Below are 17,723 nucleotides of genomic sequence, written 5' to 3'. Positions count from 1 at the left end.
GTGCCGCCGACAGAAATGCCCGAGGGCGCGCCGACCGGATGGTCGACGCGCCCTCGGGCTTCAGCGCAGGTCAGGTCAGGCGGTGAAGGTCACCCGACGCCGACGGGCGATGATGAAGAGCACCGCGCCCGCGATCAGCAGGGCGACCGCGCCGGCGGCGATGCCGCCCGCCGCCGCACCGGTGAGCGGGAGGCTCGGCTCCTCGCCGCCGCCACCGGCGCCGCCGCAGTTGCCCTCCGGCGTGTAGATGGCTTCCATCTCAAGGTCCATGTCGGGCAGGGCGACGATCGCCGTCTTGTCCTTGCCGGCCTTGAAGGTCACCGTCTCCGACGCGCCGGCCGCGACCGTACGGGTCTCGGTCTTGCCCTCGTAGGTGAACGTCGACTTGACCGGGAGCCCACCCTCGGGGTTGGTCACGGTGAGGGCGAAGGTCTTGCAGTCGGCCTTGGTGGTGACGGCCGGCAGCGGGCAGTCCTCGGGACGCTGCCACGAGTACGTGCCGTTCTCGATGACCTTGCCGTCGACCAGCACCTCGATCTTGCCGGCGTCGGCGGCGGGCACCACGATGCTCGTGTCGGCCTTGCCGGGCGCGACGGAGACCTTCTTGGTGAAGCCGTTCTCGCCCTTGACCTCGAACTCGACGGCGTACTTGCTGATCTTGCCGTCGTTGCTCAGCGAGACGGCGACCGAACCGTCGCACGTGGACGCGAAGGTCGAGGCCGGGGTGGTGCAGTTCTTGCTGCCGCCGTTGTACCAGCCCTGCGGGCCCTTGGACCGGTTGCCCGGGGCACCCGGCGAGCCGAGCTTCTTGTTGTCGTAGCGCTTGCCACCGTCGACCAGCTCGTCGATGACCTCGTCCTTGCCGCCCCAGATCAGGTCGACCTGGGTGTGGCAGTCCGGGATCTCCACGTTCAGCGTGATCTCGGTCTGGGTGCCACCGATCCAGTCGCTGTCCGGCGTCCCGTAGACGTACTGCGGGGTGGCGAACTGCGGCCGCGGCGCGAAGTACGAGACCAGCGTGAACCACTGCTTGCCCTCGCCGCAGAGCGGCAGGTCGCCGTCGAGCTTGACGGTGGCCGTCCCCTTCGGCCCGTCGAAGGTGTGGCTGTACTTGGCCTTGTCGACCTCGACGCACTTCGGAGCCGGGGTGCAGGACTTGTCGGCCGCGAGGTTGATCTCGCCGTTGGCGGTGTTGTTCGCCGTGACCTTGTCGCCCTTGATCCACTCAGCGTAGACCTGGAGGTGTGCCACGGTGGTGTTGCCGGGCACGCGCTGGGTGGCCAGCTTGTAGGAGGCCTGCGGGATGACCAACCCCTGCAGCGGCTTCGCTTCCTTCACGCCCTCGACCAGAGAGGTCACCGGGGTGTTCGGGTCAGCGGTCACCCTCTGGACGGTCGCGTCCTTCTTGTCTTCGCTGTTCACCACCTTCCAGGTGATCACGCGCTCGCCGGTGAGCCGGTCACATTCGGCGGTGGCGGTGATCGTGGTGTGGTGTGCGCTGGCTGGGGTGGCGACCGCGACGACCCCGGTGAGGCCGATGAGGGCGGCTCCCAGGATGGCCAGCGGTCGCCGGAGCGACAGCTTGGGATGGATCACGGGTACTCCTGGAGTGCTGAAGCGTCAGGGGTGTGGCACGGGAGTGACAGTGGACGGTCACTGCACGTCCGATCGGAGAGGCGCCCTCCCGAGCCGTGGGTCGGTGGGTTGCCGCCGACACCCGGCAGACCCTAGCGAGATCGCCGCGCGTGATACAGCGCTCAGGATTAGCTAAGACGGATGTTATGAACTTGAGATCATTGATATACGAAAAGTGATCACATGATCCACGTGGCGGTACCGACCGTGTCGGCTGGCGGGTCCGACGGGTCGCGTAGCGTCGGGGTCATGAACAGGAGGAGGCGGTGACCCGGATCGTGGCCGGGACGCTTGGTGGTCGGCGGATCGCCGCGCCCCCCGGCGCCGGCACCCGACCGACGTCCGATCGGGTCCGGGAGGCGCTGTTCAGCGCCGTCGAGTCCGAGGTCGATCTCGACGGCGCGCGCTTCGCCGACCTGTACGCGGGCTCCGGCGCGGTCGGTCTGGAGGCGCTGTCCCGGGGTGCCCGGCACGTGTTGTTGGTGGAGTCGGACCCGAAGGCGGCCCGGGTGATCCGGGAGAACGTGACGACCCTGCGGGCCGGCTCCGCCGTACGACTGGTCACCGGCAGGGTGGCGACGGTGCTGGCGGCCGGTCCGGACGGCGGCCCGTACGACGTGGTCTTCGCCGACCCGCCCTACGCGGTGCCGGACGCGGAGATCACCGCGCTGTTGACCACGCTGGTCGACGGCGGCTGGCTGGTGCCCGACGCGTTGGTGGTGGTCGAGCGGTCCCGCCGGACCAGGGAGTTCGACTGGGTGGACGGGATTACCCCGCAGCGCAGTCGCCGCTACGGCGAGACCACCCTTTGGTACGGTCGCCGATCATGAGACGTGCGGTGTGTCCCGGCTCCTTCGACCCGGTCACCAACGGACACCTCGACATCATCGGTCGGGCCAGCCGGCTGTTCGACGAGGTGATCGTCGGCGTGCTGGTGAACCAGTCGAAGAGTGGCCTGTTCACCGTCGAGGAGCGGATCGACATGCTCCGCGAGGTGACCGCCTCGTACGGCAACGTGCGGGTCGAGTCGTTCCGGGGGTTGCTGGTCGACTTCTGTCGGGCCCAGCAGGCGAGCGTGCTGATCAAGGGTCTGCGGGCGGTCAGCGACTTCGACTACGAGTTGCAGATGGCGCAGATGAACATCGGTCTGGCCGGCGTCGAGACGTTGTTCATGCCGACCAACCCGCTCTACTCGTTCCTCTCCTCCAGCCTGGTCAAGGACGTGGCCAAGTGGGGTGGCGACATCTCCGCCCACGTCCCCGACCCGGTCCGCGAGGCCCTCCAGGCCCGCCTGGGCCCCCGCCGCTGACGCGCTGACCCCTCCCCGCTCTCCGCGATCGTGCGCTTTGTGTCGCTCGATTGCCCCCTTCGCGACGATTTGGCCCGACCGAAAGTGCAAGATCGGCGGGGAGTGACGGCGTCGCGACGCGCCGGGTTGGGGTGGATGGGGCACGTGTGGGGCGGGCACGACATGATTGACAGAGCGGGGAACCGGCCGTAGCCCGCATCATGGAGGTCGGCCGACGAACGACAGGAGTGAGGTACCGGTGGACCCGCTCGATCGCATCGACGAACTGATCGCCCTGGTGGAGCAGGCCCGCTCCGTCCCGATGTCGCGGAACAACTGCATGGTCGACCGAGGCGAGATGATCGCGGCCCTGGACGAGATGCGCGTGGATCTCCCCGCCGACCTGCGTCGGGCCGCCGCGCTCCTGGACGAGCGGGACAAGATCATGGAGGCCGGCAAGCGCGAGGCGGACCGGATCATCAGCGAGGGTGAGGCAGAACACGCCCGCCTCGTGTCAGTGAACGAGATCACCGTGTCCGCCGAGCACGAGGGCGCCCGGATCATCGCCGAGGCCCGCGCCGAGGCGCAGCGCCTACGTGAGGAGGTCGACGACTACGTCGACACGGCGTTGGCCAACTTCGAGCAGTTCCTCACCCGGGCCCTCGCCTCGATAGAGCGTGGCCGCGACAAGATGCACGCGCTACGGGAGATCGGCACCTTCGGTGGGGATGAGGCCGAACGCCCGCTACCCTTCTGAGCGGCACCTCACCAGCCGACATTCTCGGGCGGGCGTCGCCCCCGGTTCGACGGTCCGGCGGTCGCCCAGGTAACCTTTTTTGTCGGCCTCTCACCGGCCGGAGTCTGACTATGCCCAAGCACTCGCCATCGACACTCGACCCCAGGTCGCCGCTGGTCCTCGACACGAGGGACCTGCCGCGCCGCCCTGGTGCGTTGCGTGAGGTCCAGCGGGTCGTGCCGGCACCGGCGGACCTCGGTGTGGAGTTGATCGGTGTGCCGGAGGGCGCGGACCTCAACCTCGATCTGAGGTTGCAGTCGGTGTCCGAGGGTGTGCTCGTCTCCGGGACCATCACCGGTCCCGTCCGGGGCGAGTGTGGGCGCTGCCTACGCGAGATCAACGAATCGATGGCCGTGACGATCCAGGAGCTGTACGCGTACGAGAACAGCACCACGGACGCCACGACCGACGAGGACGAGGTGGGCCGGATGCAGGGCGATCTGATCGACCTGGAGCCGGCGCTGCGGGACGCGTTGGTGCTCACGCTGCCGACCAACCCGCTCTGCCGGGAGGACTGCCCAGGACTGTGCCCCGAATGCGGGGCGCACTGGGACGATCTGCCGGCCGACCACAGTCACCAGCAGATCGACCCGCGTTGGGCGGGCCTGTCGCAACTGACCCGTACAGAGGAGTAAGAACCGTGGCCGTCCCGAAGCGCAAGATGTCGCGCAGCAACACCCGGTCCCGCCGGGCGAACTGGAAGGCGACCGTGGTCGCGACCGTCGCGTGCCCGCAGTGCAAGTCCCCGAAGCTGCCGCACGCCGCCTGCTCCGTCTGCGGCACCTACAACGGCCGCCAGGTTCTCGAGGTCTGACCTGGACGCCGAGTGACGCCCCCGACCCCAGGTCGGGCGGCGCGCGCACCCTGGCATTCGCCCGGTGCCCCGGCTCCCGCCGACGCCCGCCGGCCCAACCCGGTCGGCGTTCCAGTGGAGCCGGGCACCGCGCGGATCGCCGTTGACCTCCTCGGCGGGGACGATGCTCCCGCCGTCGTGGTTGACGGCGCTCTGCGAGCTGTGCGCGCCGACCCGGACCTGCACCTGCTGCTCGTCGGCCCGACCGAGGTCGCCGACGAGCTGATCGCTGCCCTTGATCCCGCCCAACGGGCCCGGATCACGGTCCGGCCGGTCCGTGACGTCGTGGGCATGGCCGACCATCCCAGTGCCGCCCGCGCCGAGAGCACCGTGCGGGCCGCGGTCACCGCCGTGCGCGACGGGACCGCCGACGCCCTCGTCTCGGCCGGCTCCACCGGCGCCACCGTCACCGCTGCCGTCCTCGGCCTCGGCCGCTGGCCGGAGATCCGCCAGCCCGCCCTGGTCGCCACCCTGCCCGCGGTCGCCGGTCCGGTCGTCCTGCTCGACGTCGGCGGCTCGCTGGAGCCCCGCCCCGCCACCCTCGCCCGACACGCCGTGATGGGCGCCGCGTACGCCGCGGTGGCCCACTCGGTCGCCGAGCCCCGGGTCGGCCTGCTCTCGGTCGGCACCGAGGCCGGCAAGGGCGACCGGGTCCGCCGGGCCACCGACCCGCTGCTGGCCGTCGAGCCGCTGCCCGGTGGGGCGCGCTACGTCGGCCTCGTCGAGGGGTACGACGTGGCGCTCGGCGCGCGCGCCGATGTGGTGGTCACCGACGGCTTCACCGGTAACGTGCTGCTCAAGGCCATCGAGGGCGCGTACGCCATGGCCGGCGGTCCACCTGTCGGGGGCGGCGCCCCCCGCGCCGCCGCACTGCTGGGCGTGGCGGGAACGGTGGTCGTCTGCCACGGTTCCGCTCGCGCCGACGATGTCGCCTCCGGCATCGCCCTCGCCGCCCACCTGTGGCGGCGGCGCGCCACCGACCTGGTCTCCGCCCTGCTCGACGGCGACGTCGCGACGGAGAACACCGACCGCTCCACCGACACCGAGGTACGCACATGAGCAACGACAAGCGGCGGCGGGCGTCCGTCGGTCACCTGGAAGCCGCGTTCGGCGTGAGCCTGGAACCGGAGCTTCTGCAACGCGCGCTGACCCACCGCTCGTACGCGTACGAGAACGGCGGTCTGCCCACCAACGAGCGGCTGGAGTTTCTCGGCGACTCGGTGCTCGGCGTGGTGATCACCACGGCGCTCTTCCACAACCACCCGGACCTGCCCGAGGGGCAGCTCGCCAAGCTGCGCGCCAGCGTGGTCAACATGCGGGCGCTCGCCGACGTGGCCCGTGGACTGGGCCCGGACGGCCTCGGCGCGTACCTGCTGCTCGGCAAGGGCGAGGAGACCACCGGCGGCCGGGACAAGGCGAGCATCCTCGCCGACACCCTGGAGGCCCTGCTCGGGGCGATCTACCTGCAGTACGGGCTGGACACCGCGGGGATCGTCATCCACCGGCTCTTCGACCCGCTGATGGCCGAGTCGGCCGGGCGGGGCGCCGCGCTGGACTGGAAGACCAGCCTCCAGGAGTTGACGGCGGCGCTCGGGCTCGGGGTGCCGGAGTACCGGATCGAGGGCACCGGCCCGGACCACCTCAAGACGTTCACCGCGTGGGTGGTGGTGGCCGGCAACCGGTACGGCGGCGCCGAGGGGCGCAGCAAGAAGGAGGCCGAGCAGCGGGCCGCGGAGGCGGCCTGGCGGACCCTCGCCGACCAGAACGACCAGGACGGTTCGAACGGCCAGGACGGTCGGGCCGACCAGGACGGCTCGGCCGATCGGGAGTCGGTGGGGCCGCTGGAGCGGGCGGAGCGGGCGGCCCGCACCGAGCAGGCCGACCACCTGGCGCAGGTGATGCCGGCCGACGTCGCGGCACAGGAGCCGTCGACCAGCGGCGCGGCCCAGACTTCGGTCGGTGCTACCGAGGACCACGAGGCGGGATCACGGCGTGCCTGAGCTGCCCGAGGTGGAGACCGTCCGGCTGGGGCTGGCCCAGTGGGTCACCGGCCGCCGGATCGACTCGGTGGAGGTGCGCCACCCGCGTGCGGTCCGCCGGCACGTCCCCGGTGGCGCCCACTTCGCCGACGTGCTCGCCGGCCGTACGGTGCTGGACGTCCGACGGCGCGGCAAGTACCTGTGGCTCCCCCTGGACAGCGGCGACGCGGTCATCGGGCACCTGGGCATGTCCGGGCAGCTGCTGCTCCAGCGGCCCGGCACCCCGGACGAGACGCACCTGCGGGTGCGGTTCCGGTTCGCCGACGACGGCCCGGAGTTGCGTTTCGTCGACCAGCGCACGTTCGGCGGGCTGTCGGTCAGCGAGGGTGGCGCGGAGCTGCCCGCGGAGATCGCGCACATCGCCCGCGACCCGATGGACCCGGAGTTCTCCGACGCGGCGTTCGTCGCCGCGCTGCGCCGGCGACGCACCGAGGTGAAACGGGCACTGCTCGACCAGACCCTGATCTCCGGGGTGGGCAACATCTACGCCGACGAGGCGCTCTGGCGCGCCCGGCTGCACGGTGCCCGACCCACCGACGCGTTGACCGGCCCGGCCGCGCAGCGCCTGCTCGGTCATGTCCGGGACGTGCTCGCCGAGGCGATCAAGGAGGGCGGCACCAGCTTCGACGCCCTCTACGTGAACGTCAACGGTGAGAGCGGCTACTTCGACCGGGAGCTGAACGTCTACGGGCGCGAGGGTGAGCCGTGCCGGCGGTGTGGCACACCGATCCGCCGCGAGGCGTTCATGAACCGATCCTCGTACAGCTGCCCGCGCTGCCAGCCGCGGCCCCGGGGTTCCCTTCGGGGTTGACCCGGAGCCGGCTCCGGGTCGGTACCGGCGGGTCGCGGCCGGACGCTCCGGGGTGCACCCCCCAGCCCGCCCGAATCGCCGGTCCACGCCCGCCGACCGACCCGCCGGCACGGTGGACCGGTTCCGGGACGGGCCAGGGCCGATCCCCGATGTGACCGCCTCGTCACGTCCCTAACGTCAGCACCGTTGACAGGGGGTTGACGGGACAGGGGGACGCGAGATGGGCAGCAGACCGGTGACAGTGCGGATGGCGCGGTGGAGCGCCGAGCACCCGTGGCGGGCCATCGCACTGTGGGTCGTGTTCGTGGCGGTGTGCTTCGTCGGTGGCAACGCCGCCGGTCTCAACGAGGCCACCAGCGGCGACCAGGCGATCGGCGAGGCGGGACGGGCCGGCCTCATCGTGGACTCCGGCGCCTTCGCCGACCCGGCCGTGGACAACGTCCTCATCACCTCCCGGGGCGGTGCGCTGGACCAGGCGGCGGCGAAGGCCGCCGCCGACGACGCGACGGCCCGGCTGCGCTCGGTCACCGGGGTCGCCGAGGTCGGTCAGCCCGTCTCCGCCCGGGACGGTTCGGCGCTGCTGCTGCCGATCACCATGTCCGGCGACCCGGAGACGGCGTCGGACCGGGTGCAGCCGCTGCGTGACGCGACCGCAGCCGTGCAGGGCGCGCATCCGCAGGTACGCGTCGAACAGGTCGGCGGGCCGTCGATCGGCCAAGCCCTCGACGACACCCTGGGCAAGGACTTCAAACGTGCCGAGCTGCTCAGCCTGCCGGTCACCCTGGCCATCCTGATCATCGCGTTCGGCGCGCTCATCGCGGCGAGCGTGCCGGTGCTGCTGGCGCTCTCCTCGGTCGCCGCCGCGATGGGTCTGTCCACCCTCGCCTCCCACCTGGTGCCGGCCACCGACACCACGTCCCCGGTGATCCTGCTGATCGGCATGGCGGTCGGGGTCGACTACTCGCTGTTCTACATCCGTCGGGAGCGTGAGGAACGCGCCAAGGGCCGGTCCGGCCTGGACGCCGTGGAGATCGCCGCGGAGACCTCCGGGCACGCCGTCGTGGTCTCCGGCTTCGCCGTGATCATCGCGATGGCCGGGCTGCTGCTCGCCGGCGACGTCGTCTTCTCGTCCCTCGCCGTCGGTTCGATCCTGGTGGTCGCCGTCGCGGTCACCGGGTCGCTGACGGTGCTGCCCGCCCTGCTGGCCAGGCTCGGCCGCTGGGTCGACCGGCCCCGGGTGCCGCTGCTCTGGCGGTTGACCGCCCCGCGTACCGGCCGGCACGGGCAGCCCCGCGCGCCCCGGCTCTGGCCCGCCGTGCTCCGGCCCGCGCTACGCGCGCCGGTCGCGACCCTGGTGATCTCGGTCGGGCTACTGCTCGCGCTGGCCGCGCCGGCGCTCGGCATGAAGCTGAAGTTCCCCGGCATGGAGGACCTGCCGCGCACCACGCCGGCCATGCAGGCGTACGACCGGCTCACCGCCGCCTTCCCGAGCACCGGCACCGACCACGTGGTGGCCGTCCGGGCGCCCGCCGAGCAGGCCGACCGGGTCCGCGCCGCGCTCACCGACCTGGCCGGCCGGGCCGCCGGTGACCCGCTGTTCGCCCCGACCGAGACGGACGGCCCGAAGATCCAGGTGTCGGCCGACCGGCGGGTGTCGGTGCTGGACGTCGCCACCCCGTACTCCAGTCGGGACGACCGGTCGGTGCGGTCGCTGGAGAGGCTGCGCGCGGACCTGGTCCCGGCCGAACTGCGCAGCATCCCCGGCATCGAGTACGCGGTCGGCGGCAGCGTGGCCGACAGCGAGGACTACGCGGCGCACGTCCGGAGCACGTTGCCGCTGGTGATGGGCTTCGTGCTGGTGCTCACCTTCCTGGTCATGGTGCTCACCTTCCGATCGGTGGTGGTGGCGGCCAGCTCGATCGTGCTGAACCTGCTGTCCGCCGGAGCCGCGTACGGGCTGCTGGTGCTGGTCTTCCAGGGTGACTGGGCCGAGGGGCTGCTCGGCTTCACCTCGATGGGCGCCATCGTGTCCTGGCTGCCGCTGTTCCTCTTCGTGGTGCTCTTCGGACTCTCGATGGACTACCACGTGTTCGTGGTCAGCCGGATCCGCGAGGGGGTCCGGGCCGGCATGCCCAACCGCGACGCGATCTCGTACGGGATCACCTCGTCGGCCGGCGTGGTGACCAGCGCGGCGATCGTGATGGTCGGCGTGTTCTCGATCTTCGCCACGTTGAGCACGATCGACATGAAGCAGCTCGGCATCGGCCTCGCGGCGGCCATCCTGCTGGACGCCACGATCATCCGGGGAGTGGTGCTGCCGGCGCTGATGACCATGCTGGGCGACGCCAACTGGTGGGCACCACGCTTCCTGCGCGAGCGTCCGGCATCCGCCCCCGCCGACCCGCCGGCCCCCGCCCCGGAGTTGGTGCCGGTGCCCTGAACGAGGTGCTGACGGCCGGGCCGCGACCGCGGCCCGGTCGGCCCTCTCAGGGCAGCGGGCAGGGTGCCCGCCAGGCGTCCAGCGTGCGTTCCTTGCGGATCGAGGCGAAGCCGTAGCCGATGGTCGTGACGCAGAAGTCGTCGGTCGAGCCGGTGTACTCGACGTGGAAGACGGGCTTGCCCGCGTCGGCGAACGGCAGCAGCTTGGCGCACTGGGCCAGCCGGACGCACTCCTCGTTGACCGCGAAGTCGAAGTCGGGCGCGAGCGCGGCGAGCTGCGGCACGTCGTTGACCAGGCCGGGGGAGAGGCTCAGTTTCCGGGCCAGCTCGGCCAGCCGGCGGTTGAACAGCAGCTGGTCGTCGAAGTCGAGGGGAAAGCCGGTGCGCGACGCGTACCCGTCGGCGTCGGCGAACGCCACCGCGCCGAAGCCCTTGCCCCGGCAGAGCCGGAACCGGTCGGCCAGGACCGGCTCCAGCGCGTCCCACGCCCGGACGTCCAACCACCGGCTGCCGGCCCGACGCCCGGCCGAGCCCTGCACGGCGTCCGGGAGGCGGCTGGCGTCCGGGTCGGTCGCGCGGGCCGACCCGACGTACACCTGGCAGATGAGCCGGCGGTTGCGGGAGCGCAGCTCGGCGGTCTGTGCGGCGGTGGTGTCCACCGGGTCGAGCAGGAAGACGTCCGCGTCCACCGCCGGGTCGAGGGGGCCACTGAGCTGCCACTGCCACTGCCACTGGCGGGACTGGTCGGACGGCCACGCGGTGGGCGCGCCGGGCGGGGTCAGCTCGGCGCGGCAGCCGTACGCCGGCACCACCAGGACCGCCGCGAGGCCGGCGGCCAAGACGCGGCGCAGTGGGCGCGTCGCGGCGCGACGCCGCGGCCGGATCCGCATCGGCAGCTCCCGGGTCGCGGGCGGCCCGTCGCCGCCCTCGGCCGGTACGCCGGCCCCACACTCGGCCCGACGTACCTCACCGGGTCAAACGAGCGCGGGGGCGCGGACGACGCGCGGTCAGCGCGGCGCCGCGAAGACCTGCGTCCAGTACGGGCCGTTGCTGCTGGCGATGCCGACGCCGATCTCGGTGAACGCGCAGTTCAGGATGTTCGCCCGGTGACCGGAGCTGTTCATCCAGGCGTCCATCACGGCGGCCGGGGTCTTCTGGTTCCAGGCCACGTTCTCGCCGTAGGTGCGCCACGCGTAACCGACGCGGTCCAGCCGGACGCCGGCGTTGCTGCCGTCGCTGCCGGTGTGCGACATGTTCTGGTGGTCGGCCTGGTCCTGGCTGTGCTTCTGGGCGGCGGTCATCAGCTTGTCGTCGATGCTCAGCGCCTTGCAGCCGGCCTTGGCCCGCTCGGCGTTGACCAGGTCCACCACCTCGCGCGCCTGGCTGCTCACGGTGCCGCTGGAGCCGCCGGAGCCGTTGGCGGTGCTCGGCGCGCTGCTGCGCGGGGCGCTGCGCCGCGACGCCGCGGTGGTCCGCGACGACGCCGGGGTGGGCTGCACGGTCTTGCTGGGCGACGGGCTCGGCTGGGCCGCCGTGGGCGTGCCGCTCGGGGAGGGCGCGGCGAGCGTGTCCAGGGTCGGCTGGTCGGTCGGCGCCGCCGACGCGGCGTACGTGTCGTCGACGGCCGTCGGGTCGCCGGCCGGGTCGTCACCGGGCATCGCGAGCGCCCCGACGCCGAAGCTCACCACGAGGGTGGCCGCCGCGGCGGCACCGCCGATCATCAGCGGTCGACGCCAGCTGCGCGGGGAACGGTGCCGGCCCTGGCCGGACCGCTCGGTGGTGGCATCGGCGCGCCAGCCGTCGGTCGTCCCCGTGTCGGCGCGCCAGTCGCCGGTGGTGTCGGCGCTGCCGTGCCAGCCGGCGGTCGGGTCGTCGGCCGGTTGGTGGGCCGTCCAGGCGGGGGTGTGCGCGTCCCGCGGCCCGGCGGGGACGTCCGGTTCGTGGTTCCAGCGGGCGGTGGGCTGCTCGCGCTGCCACTCGTCGCCGGGCCGGTCCGGGTCGTCGCCGAACAGGTACGCCGAGCGGGGTTCCGGGCGGTCGGTCAGCCAGTCCGGCTCGTCTGTCTGCCGCTCGGCGCGCCGGGGTGCGCCGTTCGGGTCCATCGGGTCGGTCCAGCCGTACACGCCTCTGCCTCCACGGGGTCGGTTGTTGGCCGGGGTGACGCTACGACTCGCCCGCGACCTGCGGCAACGTGGCTAAGGAAGAGTTAAGGGGAAGTCGGACGCCAAGGTGCTGACTTCCCCGGATCCGGGCGTACAGTAAAGGCGTCCGGACAGAGAGTGTCCGTGCCGAGAAGGCAGCCCCCCGACAAGTGGACAGGTCGACGTGGAGATGATCTACGGCCTGCGAGAACTTGACGAAGGAGGGGTTTGCGGCTCAATATATAGGTGTCGCCAGTCGCGCCCGGTCATGCCCAGATACAGCCTGGAATGACAGCCGCGTACAAATGGGCGCGCGTTGGCCGGCCTTTCCGGCAGCGCATATCAAGGAGTCAGCATGGCGAAGGCCCTCTACGGCCACGTAGGTGCAGCGCCCGACCGGCGTCTGCTCGACGAGGTCACCCGACTGCGTGCCAGGGTTCAGGCACTGGAGTTCGAGATCACGCGTCTGCGTGCCGACAATGATCGGCTCGCGGCGGCTGCGGCGGAGGCGGACGACCTGCTCCGTCTGGCCGAACCGGCGTTGACCTGATCTTCGGGTCGGAAAACTGAATCGCACCATCGCAGAAAAGCGCGCCGACACGTCACGTGCCGGCGCGCAACGCTGTCCGGCTCTGTTTCGCGGCCGACGATTTCTGATCTTGCACTGGGTCGCATCGGAAACGCGTCGGCACTTTCCGAGAAACGGGCCGACCGACAATCCGATCATGAAAGAGGCTTGCCTTTCCGCGTGACCGTCGGAACGCATCCCGTGCCCTCGACCGACGCCCTCCGGGGCGGGTCGCGTGCCGGCCCACTCGCGCCACCGGGTTAGTCTGCGGGTTCACCCAGGTCCGCGCAGCCGGCGACGGTACGGCGGCCACCGGACGAGGATCGAGAAGGTGTATCTCAAGAGCCTGACGGTGAAGGGCTTCAAGTCCTTCGCCTCCGCCACGACGTTGAAGCTGGAGCCCGGGATCACCTGCGTGGTAGGCCCGAACGGCTCCGGCAAGTCCAACGTCGTCGACGCCATCGCCTGGGTGCTCGGCGAGCAGGGCGCCAAGGCGCTGCGCGGCGGCAAGATGGAGGACGTCATCTTCGCCGGCACCGCCGGCCGCGCGCCGCTGGGCCGCGCCGAGGTCACCCTCACCATCGACAACACCGACGGCGCGCTGCCCATCGAGTACACCGAGGTCTCCATCACCCGCCGGATGTTCCGCTCCGGCGAGAGCGAGTACGAGATCAACGGAAACTCGTGCCGGCTGCTCGACATCCAGGAGCTGCTGTCCGACTCCGGCATCGGCCGGGAGATGCACATCATCGTCGGTCAGGGCCGCCTTGACGGCATGCTGCACGCCAAGCCGGAGGACCGCCGCTCGTTCATCGAGGAGGCGGCCGGCGTCCTCAAGCACCGCAAGCGCAAGGAAAAGGCGCTGCGCAAGCTCGACGCGATGCAGACCAACCTCAACCGGCTCACCGACCTCACCGCGGAGCTGCGCCGCCAGCTCAAGCCCTTGGGCCGGCAGGCGGAGGTGGCCCGCCGGGCGGCCGCCATCCAGGCGAACCTGCGCGACGCCCGCCTGCGACTGCTCGCCGACGACCTGGCGACCCTGCGGACCACCCTGGACCGGGAGATCGCCGACGAGACCGCGCTGCGGGAGCGGCGCGAGCAGATCGAGGGTGAACACGTCGAGGTGCAGGGCCGGCTCGGTGAGCTGGAGGCGGCCCTCGCCGAGGACGCCCCGCTGCTCGCCGCCGCCCAGGACACCTGGTACAAGCTGTCCGCGCTGCAGGAACGCTTCCGCTCCATCGAGCAGTTGGCCCGGGAGCGGCTGCGGCACCTCAGCGCCAGCGGCGACGACGAGCGGCCCGGCCGCGACCCGGAGCAGCTGGAGGCCGAGGCGGAGCGGGTCCGCGAGCAGGAGGAGGACCTGCGCGCGGCGCTCACCGACGACCAGATCCGGCTGGCCGAGGCGGTGGAGCACCGCCAGGAGCTGGAACGGCAGCTCGCCGCCGCCGAACGGGAACTGGTCGCCGCCGCCAAGGCCATCGCCGACCGGCGCGAGGGGATGGCCCGGCTCACCGGCCAGGTCAACTCGGCCCGGGCGCGGACCACCAGCGCCGGCGAGGAGATCGAACGGCTCGCCGTCGCGCACGCCGACGCGTTGACCCGTGCCGAGCAGGCGCAGGCCGACCTGGACGCGGTGGCCGCACAGTCCACCGAGGCGGACCGGGACAACGCCGACCTGGACGCGCGGCACGCCGAGGCCGTCGCCGAGCAGGAACGGGCGCAGGCAGGCGTCCGATCGCTGGCCGACGCCGAGCGGGCGGCGGAGAAGGACGCCGCCACCTGGAAGGCCCGCGAGGAGGCACTCGCCCTGGGCCTGCGCCGCAAGGACGGGGCGGGCGCGCTGCTCGCCCGCGCCGGCGACGTACCCGGCCTGCTCGGCAGCCTCGCCGGGCTGCTCACCGTCGCTCCGGGCAACGAGGCCGCGCTGGCCGCCGCGCTCGGCGGCCTCGCCGACGCGGTCGCCGTCAGCGGGGTGGACGAGGCCGTCGAGGCGATGCGGCTACTGAAGATCTCCGACGCCGGCCGGGCCGGTCTGCTGGTCGGCAGCCCGGCCGGGCCCGGCATGACCGGCTCCGCCGACGCGCTGCGTCCGAAGCTGCCCGACGGCGCCCGCTGGGCACCCGACCTCGTGGAGTGCTCGGCCGAGTTGCGTCCGGCCGTGCACCGGGCGTTGCGCGACGTGGCACTCGTCGACGATCTGGCCGCCGCGGCGGAGCTGGTCGCCGGGAACCCCGAGCTGCGCGCGGTCACCCCCGACGGTGACGTGGTCGGGGCGTACGCGGCGGCCGGCGGGTCGGCCAAGGCGCCCAGCTACATCGAGGTGCAGGCGGCCGTCGAGGAGGCCCGCACCAACCGCCTGGCCGCCGAGCGGGCCGGCGCGGACCTGCGCGACCAGCTCGTCGAGGCGCGCGCCGAGGTGGCCGCCGCCAAGGAGACCGTGCAGCACGCCGCCGCCGAGACGCGCGAGGCCGAGAGCCACCGCAACGCCGCTGCCCGCCGGCTCGCCGAGTTGGGCGCGGCGGCCCGATCGGCGAAGGCCGAGACCGACCGGCTCGGCGAGTCCCGCTCCCGCGCCGAGGCGGCCCGGCAACGGGACCTCAGCACGCTCGACGAGCTGGAGGAGCGGCTGCGGCTGGCCGAGGAGACCCCGGTCGATGCCGAGCCCTCCACCGAGGAACGGGACCAGCTCGCCGCCATGGTGCCGCAGGCCCGGCAGAACGAGATGGAGGTCCGGCTCGCCGTGCGTACCGCCGAGGAGCGTGTCTCCTCGATCGCCGGCCGGGCCGACTCGCTGGCCCGGCAGGCCACCGCCGAGCGGGCCGCGCGCGAGCGCGCCGCGGCCCGGCGGGCGGCGCGCACCCGGGGTGCGGGCATCGCCCGGGCCGTCGCGGGCGGCGCCCGGGAGGCCCTCACCCGGCTCACCACGTCGATCGCGGCGGCCGAGGAGCACCGCGACGCGGTCGCCCGGGAACGCGCCGGCCGCGAGGCCGAGCTTCAGGAGGTACGCGGGGCAGCCAAGCGACTCGGCGCGGAGCTGGAGCGGCTGACCAGCCAGGTACACCGCGACGAGGTGGCCCGTGCCGAGCAGCGCCTGCGCATCGAGCAGCTGGAGGCGAAGGCCGCCGAGGACTTCGGGCTGGACGTGGAGACGCTGGTCGCCGAGTACGGCCCCAACCAGCTGGTCCCGCCCACCCAGGTCGACGTCGCGGCGGCCGAACGCGACGGGCTGCCGGTGCCCGAGCCGGTCCGCTACGAGCGGCCGGTGCAGGAGAAGCGGGCCGCCAAGGCCGAACGTGAACTGGCCCTGCTCGGCAAGGTGAACCCGCTCGCGTTGGAGGAGTTCGCCGCGCTGGAGGAGCGCTTCAAGTTCCTCTCCGAGCAGTTGGAAGACCTGAAGGCCACCCGGCGGGACCTGCTCACCGTCGTCAAGGACGTCGACGAGCGGATCCTGGAGGTGTTCGCCAGCGCGTTCGCCGACACCGCCCGGGAGTTCGAGCAGGTGTTCACCGTGCTGTTCCCCGGCGGCGAGGGCCGGCTGATCCTCACCGACCCCGACGACCTGCTCACCACCGGCGTCGAGGTGGAGGCCCGACCGCCGGGCAAGAGGATCAAGCGGCTGTCGCTGCTCTCCGGCGGCGAGCGGTCGCTGACCGCGGTGGCCATGCTGGTGGCGATCTTCCGCGCCCGACCCAGCCCGTTCTACATCATGGACGAGGTGGAGGCGGCCCTGGACGACGTGAACCTGGGCCGGCTGATCACGTTGCTGGCACAGTTGCGGGAGAAGAGTCAGCTGATCGTCATCACGCACCAGAAGCGGACGATGGAGATCGCTGACGCGCTCTACGGGGTGACCATGCGCAGCGGGGTCACCCAGGTGATCAGCCAACGGCTCAACCGGGCCGACGAGGACGACCAGCGGCGCGGCCGCGGCGAGGAGAACGGGTAGTGGCTCGGGAACGCGCGACGGCGCTCCTGCTGGATCTGGACGGCGTCCTGCGCCGGTTCGACCCGGCAGTCGCCGCCGGGGTGGAGCGGGAGTACGGCCTCGCCGACGGGGTGCTCACCGAGATCGCCATGCAGTGGGGCCGGCTCCAGCCGGTGCTCACCGGCCAGGTCAGCCACGCCGACTGGGTGAGCAGCGTGGCCGACGCCCTCGCTGAGCCGGCGGGCGGCCCGGACCGGGCCCGGGCGGCGGTCGAGCAGTGGCAGCGCTACCGGGGCGAGGTGGACACCGAGGTGCTCGACTTCGTCCGGGAGGTACGCGCCGCCGGGATCAGGGTCGGCCTGGCCACCAACGCCACCGACCTGCTCGACGCCGACCTGGCCGCACTCGGCCTCGCCGACGAGGTGGACGTGGTGGTCAACTCCTCGACGCTGGGGGTGCACAAGCCGGCCCCGGAGTACTTCCAGGCCGCCTGCCAGGCGCTGACCACCCCGCCGGCGCGGGTGCTCTTCGTCGACGACGAGGACTGGGCCGTGCGGGGCGCCCGCTCCGCAGGCCTGTCGGCGCACCGCTGGGGCGGCCACGCCGACCTGCGCTACCTGCGGGCCGCCCTCAGCTACTGAGCGCCGGTCAGTCGCCGGTGACGCCGTCGACGCGTTCCCGGATCAGGTCGGCGTGGCCGTTGTGTCGGGCGTACTCCTCGATCATGTGCACGTACACCCAGCGCAGGCTGAAGGTGCGGGCGGCGCCGTCGCCGCGGGTCAGCGTGAACGTCTCGTCCAGGGATCGCCCCTCGGTCGCCGCGCGGGCCGCGTCGACCTCGGCCCGGAAGGTGGCGAAGGCGGCCTCCGCGTCCGCCTCGGCCGCGGCGTGGAATTCGGCGTCGTTGTCGGTGTCGTAGTCGAAGAGGTCGGGCAGGTCCTGGCCGGCGAAGCGCTGGCGGAACCAGGACCGCTCGACCTCGGTCATGTGCAGGACGAGCCCGAGAAGGCTCAGGTCGGACGGCTCGACGCTCGCCGTCCGCAGTTGCTCGGCGGTCAGGCCGGCGCACTTGTGCAGCAGGGTGTCGCGGTGGTAGTCGAGCCAGCCCTCCAGCATCGCGCGCTCGTCGGCGACCAGGGGCTCGTCTCTGCGGTCGATCTCAGGTGCTCTCCACGTCGTCATCGGGCCATCCTGCGACCCGGGTACGACAAACGCGACCGAGATTCTT

At 72.3% G+C, this 17,723-nt stretch carries 15 protein-coding genes and 1 pseudogene; 12 read left to right on the top strand and 4 right to left on the bottom strand.

Annotated elements, in window-relative coordinates; genetic code table 11:
* Nucleotides 1-75: 75 nt before the first annotated feature.
* Nucleotides 76-1,596, bottom strand: a complete 1,521-nt coding sequence (locus tag AB0H52_RS03570) for a cell wall anchor protein (protein ID WP_357945003.1) — start codon at nt 1,594-1,596, stop codon at nt 76-78.
* 305 nt (nt 1,597-1,901) lie between these two features.
* Here AB0H52_RS03570 and rsmD point away from each other — a divergent pair, with 305 nt between their 5' ends.
* From rsmD to AB0H52_RS03525, 9 genes and pseudogenes are all read left to right on the top strand, one after another.
* On the top strand, nt 1,902-2,465 hold the full coding sequence (gene rsmD, locus AB0H52_RS03565; protein ID WP_151489771.1) for a 16S rRNA (guanine(966)-N(2))-methyltransferase RsmD: 564 nt from the start codon (nt 1,902-1,904) through the stop codon (nt 2,463-2,465).
* Nucleotides 2,462-2,944, top strand: a complete 483-nt coding sequence (coaD, locus tag AB0H52_RS03560; protein ID WP_151489770.1) for a pantetheine-phosphate adenylyltransferase — start codon at nt 2,462-2,464, stop codon at nt 2,942-2,944. Before rsmD ends, coaD begins: the two co-directional genes overlap by 4 nt.
* Nucleotides 2,945-3,182: 238 nt before the next feature.
* Entirely contained in the window at nt 3,183-3,680 is a 498-nt protein-coding gene (locus tag AB0H52_RS03555) for a hypothetical protein (RefSeq protein ID WP_357944999.1), read from the top strand.
* Between the two features lie 110 nt (nt 3,681-3,790).
* Nucleotides 3,791-4,354, top strand: a complete 564-nt coding sequence (locus AB0H52_RS03550; protein WP_357944996.1) for a YceD family protein — start codon at nt 3,791-3,793, stop codon at nt 4,352-4,354.
* Between the two features lie 5 nt (nt 4,355-4,359).
* Complete coding sequence (gene rpmF / locus AB0H52_RS03545; RefSeq protein WP_030335284.1) at nt 4,360-4,533, top strand: 50S ribosomal protein L32; 174 nt, start codon at nt 4,360-4,362, stop codon at nt 4,531-4,533.
* Between the two features lie 114 nt (nt 4,534-4,647).
* Nucleotides 4,648-5,631: a phosphate acyltransferase PlsX gene (locus tag AB0H52_RS03540; protein ID WP_151490825.1), complete on the top strand. Its 984-nt coding sequence runs from the start codon at nt 4,648-4,650 to the stop codon at nt 5,629-5,631.
* Nucleotides 5,628-6,347, top strand: a pseudogene (gene rnc, locus AB0H52_RS03535) (ribonuclease III); the annotation flags it as partial. The gene AB0H52_RS03540 and the pseudogene rnc, both read left to right, overlap by 4 nt.
* Before the next feature lie 217 nt (nt 6,348-6,564).
* A complete protein-coding gene (gene mutM, locus AB0H52_RS03530; RefSeq protein ID WP_357944993.1) occupies nt 6,565-7,422 on the top strand; it encodes a bifunctional DNA-formamidopyrimidine glycosylase/DNA-(apurinic or apyrimidinic site) lyase in 858 nt (285 codons plus the stop codon).
* A gap of 220 nt (nt 7,423-7,642) precedes the next feature.
* Complete coding sequence (locus AB0H52_RS03525; protein ID WP_151490823.1) at nt 7,643-9,862, top strand: MMPL family transporter; 2,220 nt, start codon at nt 7,643-7,645, stop codon at nt 9,860-9,862.
* A gap of 46 nt (nt 9,863-9,908) precedes the next feature.
* Here AB0H52_RS03525 and AB0H52_RS03520 read toward each other — a convergent pair whose 3' ends face one another.
* Together AB0H52_RS03520 and AB0H52_RS03515 are read right to left on the bottom strand one after the other, a co-directional pair.
* Nucleotides 9,909-10,751 carry an endo alpha-1,4 polygalactosaminidase gene (locus AB0H52_RS03520; protein ID WP_151490822.1) on the bottom strand — a complete coding sequence of 281 codons (843 nt, stop codon included), beginning with the start codon at nt 10,749-10,751 and terminating at the stop codon, nt 9,909-9,911.
* A 117-nt stretch (nt 10,752-10,868) separates the two neighbouring features.
* Nucleotides 10,869-11,984, bottom strand: a complete 1,116-nt coding sequence (locus AB0H52_RS03515) for a CAP domain-containing protein (protein WP_357944990.1) — start codon at nt 11,982-11,984, stop codon at nt 10,869-10,871.
* Nucleotides 11,985-12,357: 373 nt separating this feature from the next.
* Here AB0H52_RS03515 and AB0H52_RS03510 point away from each other — a divergent pair, with 373 nt between their 5' ends.
* From AB0H52_RS03510 to AB0H52_RS03500, 3 genes are all read left to right on the top strand, one after another.
* Nucleotides 12,358-12,552 carry a hypothetical protein gene (locus AB0H52_RS03510; RefSeq protein ID WP_007456482.1) on the top strand — a complete coding sequence of 65 codons (195 nt, stop codon included), beginning with the start codon at nt 12,358-12,360 and terminating at the stop codon, nt 12,550-12,552.
* A gap of 349 nt (nt 12,553-12,901) precedes the next feature.
* Nucleotides 12,902-16,516, top strand: a complete 3,615-nt coding sequence (gene smc / locus AB0H52_RS03505; protein ID WP_151490820.1) for a chromosome segregation protein SMC — start codon at nt 12,902-12,904, stop codon at nt 16,514-16,516.
* Nucleotides 16,516-17,136, top strand: a complete 621-nt coding sequence (locus AB0H52_RS03500) for an HAD-IA family hydrolase (protein WP_357944987.1) — start codon at nt 16,516-16,518, stop codon at nt 17,134-17,136. Before smc ends, AB0H52_RS03500 begins: the two co-directional genes overlap by 1 nt.
* A 7-nt stretch (nt 17,137-17,143) precedes the next feature.
* On the opposite strand, the gene AB0H52_RS03495 is transcribed toward AB0H52_RS03500, so the two are convergent.
* Entirely contained in the window at nt 17,144-17,677 is a 534-nt protein-coding gene (locus AB0H52_RS03495) for a DinB family protein (protein ID WP_151490818.1), read from the bottom strand.
* Nucleotides 17,678-17,723 lie beyond the last annotated feature (46 nt).

Origin of the sequence: Micromonospora sp. NPDC050695 (genome assembly GCF_040654415.1) — a bacterium.
In the GTDB taxonomy this organism is placed as follows: domain Bacteria; phylum Actinomycetota; class Actinomycetes; order Mycobacteriales; family Micromonosporaceae; genus Micromonospora.
This window is presented reverse-complemented; position numbering and strand designations above follow the sequence as displayed.

Coding starts and splice junctions, on each gene's coding strand:
- coaD (WP_151489770.1), top strand. CDS start 2,462: ATGAGACGTGCGGTGTGTCCCGGCTCCTTCGACCCGGTCACCAACGGA.
- AB0H52_RS03550 (WP_357944996.1), top strand. CDS start 3,791: ATGCCCAAGCACTCGCCATCGACACTCGACCCCAGGTCGCCGCTGGTC.
- AB0H52_RS03525 (WP_151490823.1), top strand. CDS start 7,643: ATGGGCAGCAGACCGGTGACAGTGCGGATGGCGCGGTGGAGCGCCGAG.
- AB0H52_RS03520 (WP_151490822.1), bottom strand. CDS start 10,751: ATGCGGATCCGGCCGCGGCGTCGCGCCGCGACGCGCCCACTGCGCCGC.
- AB0H52_RS03510 (WP_007456482.1), top strand. CDS start 12,358: ATGGCGAAGGCCCTCTACGGCCACGTAGGTGCAGCGCCCGACCGGCGT.
- AB0H52_RS03495 (WP_151490818.1), bottom strand. CDS start 17,677: ATGACGACGTGGAGAGCACCTGAGATCGACCGCAGAGACGAGCCCCTG.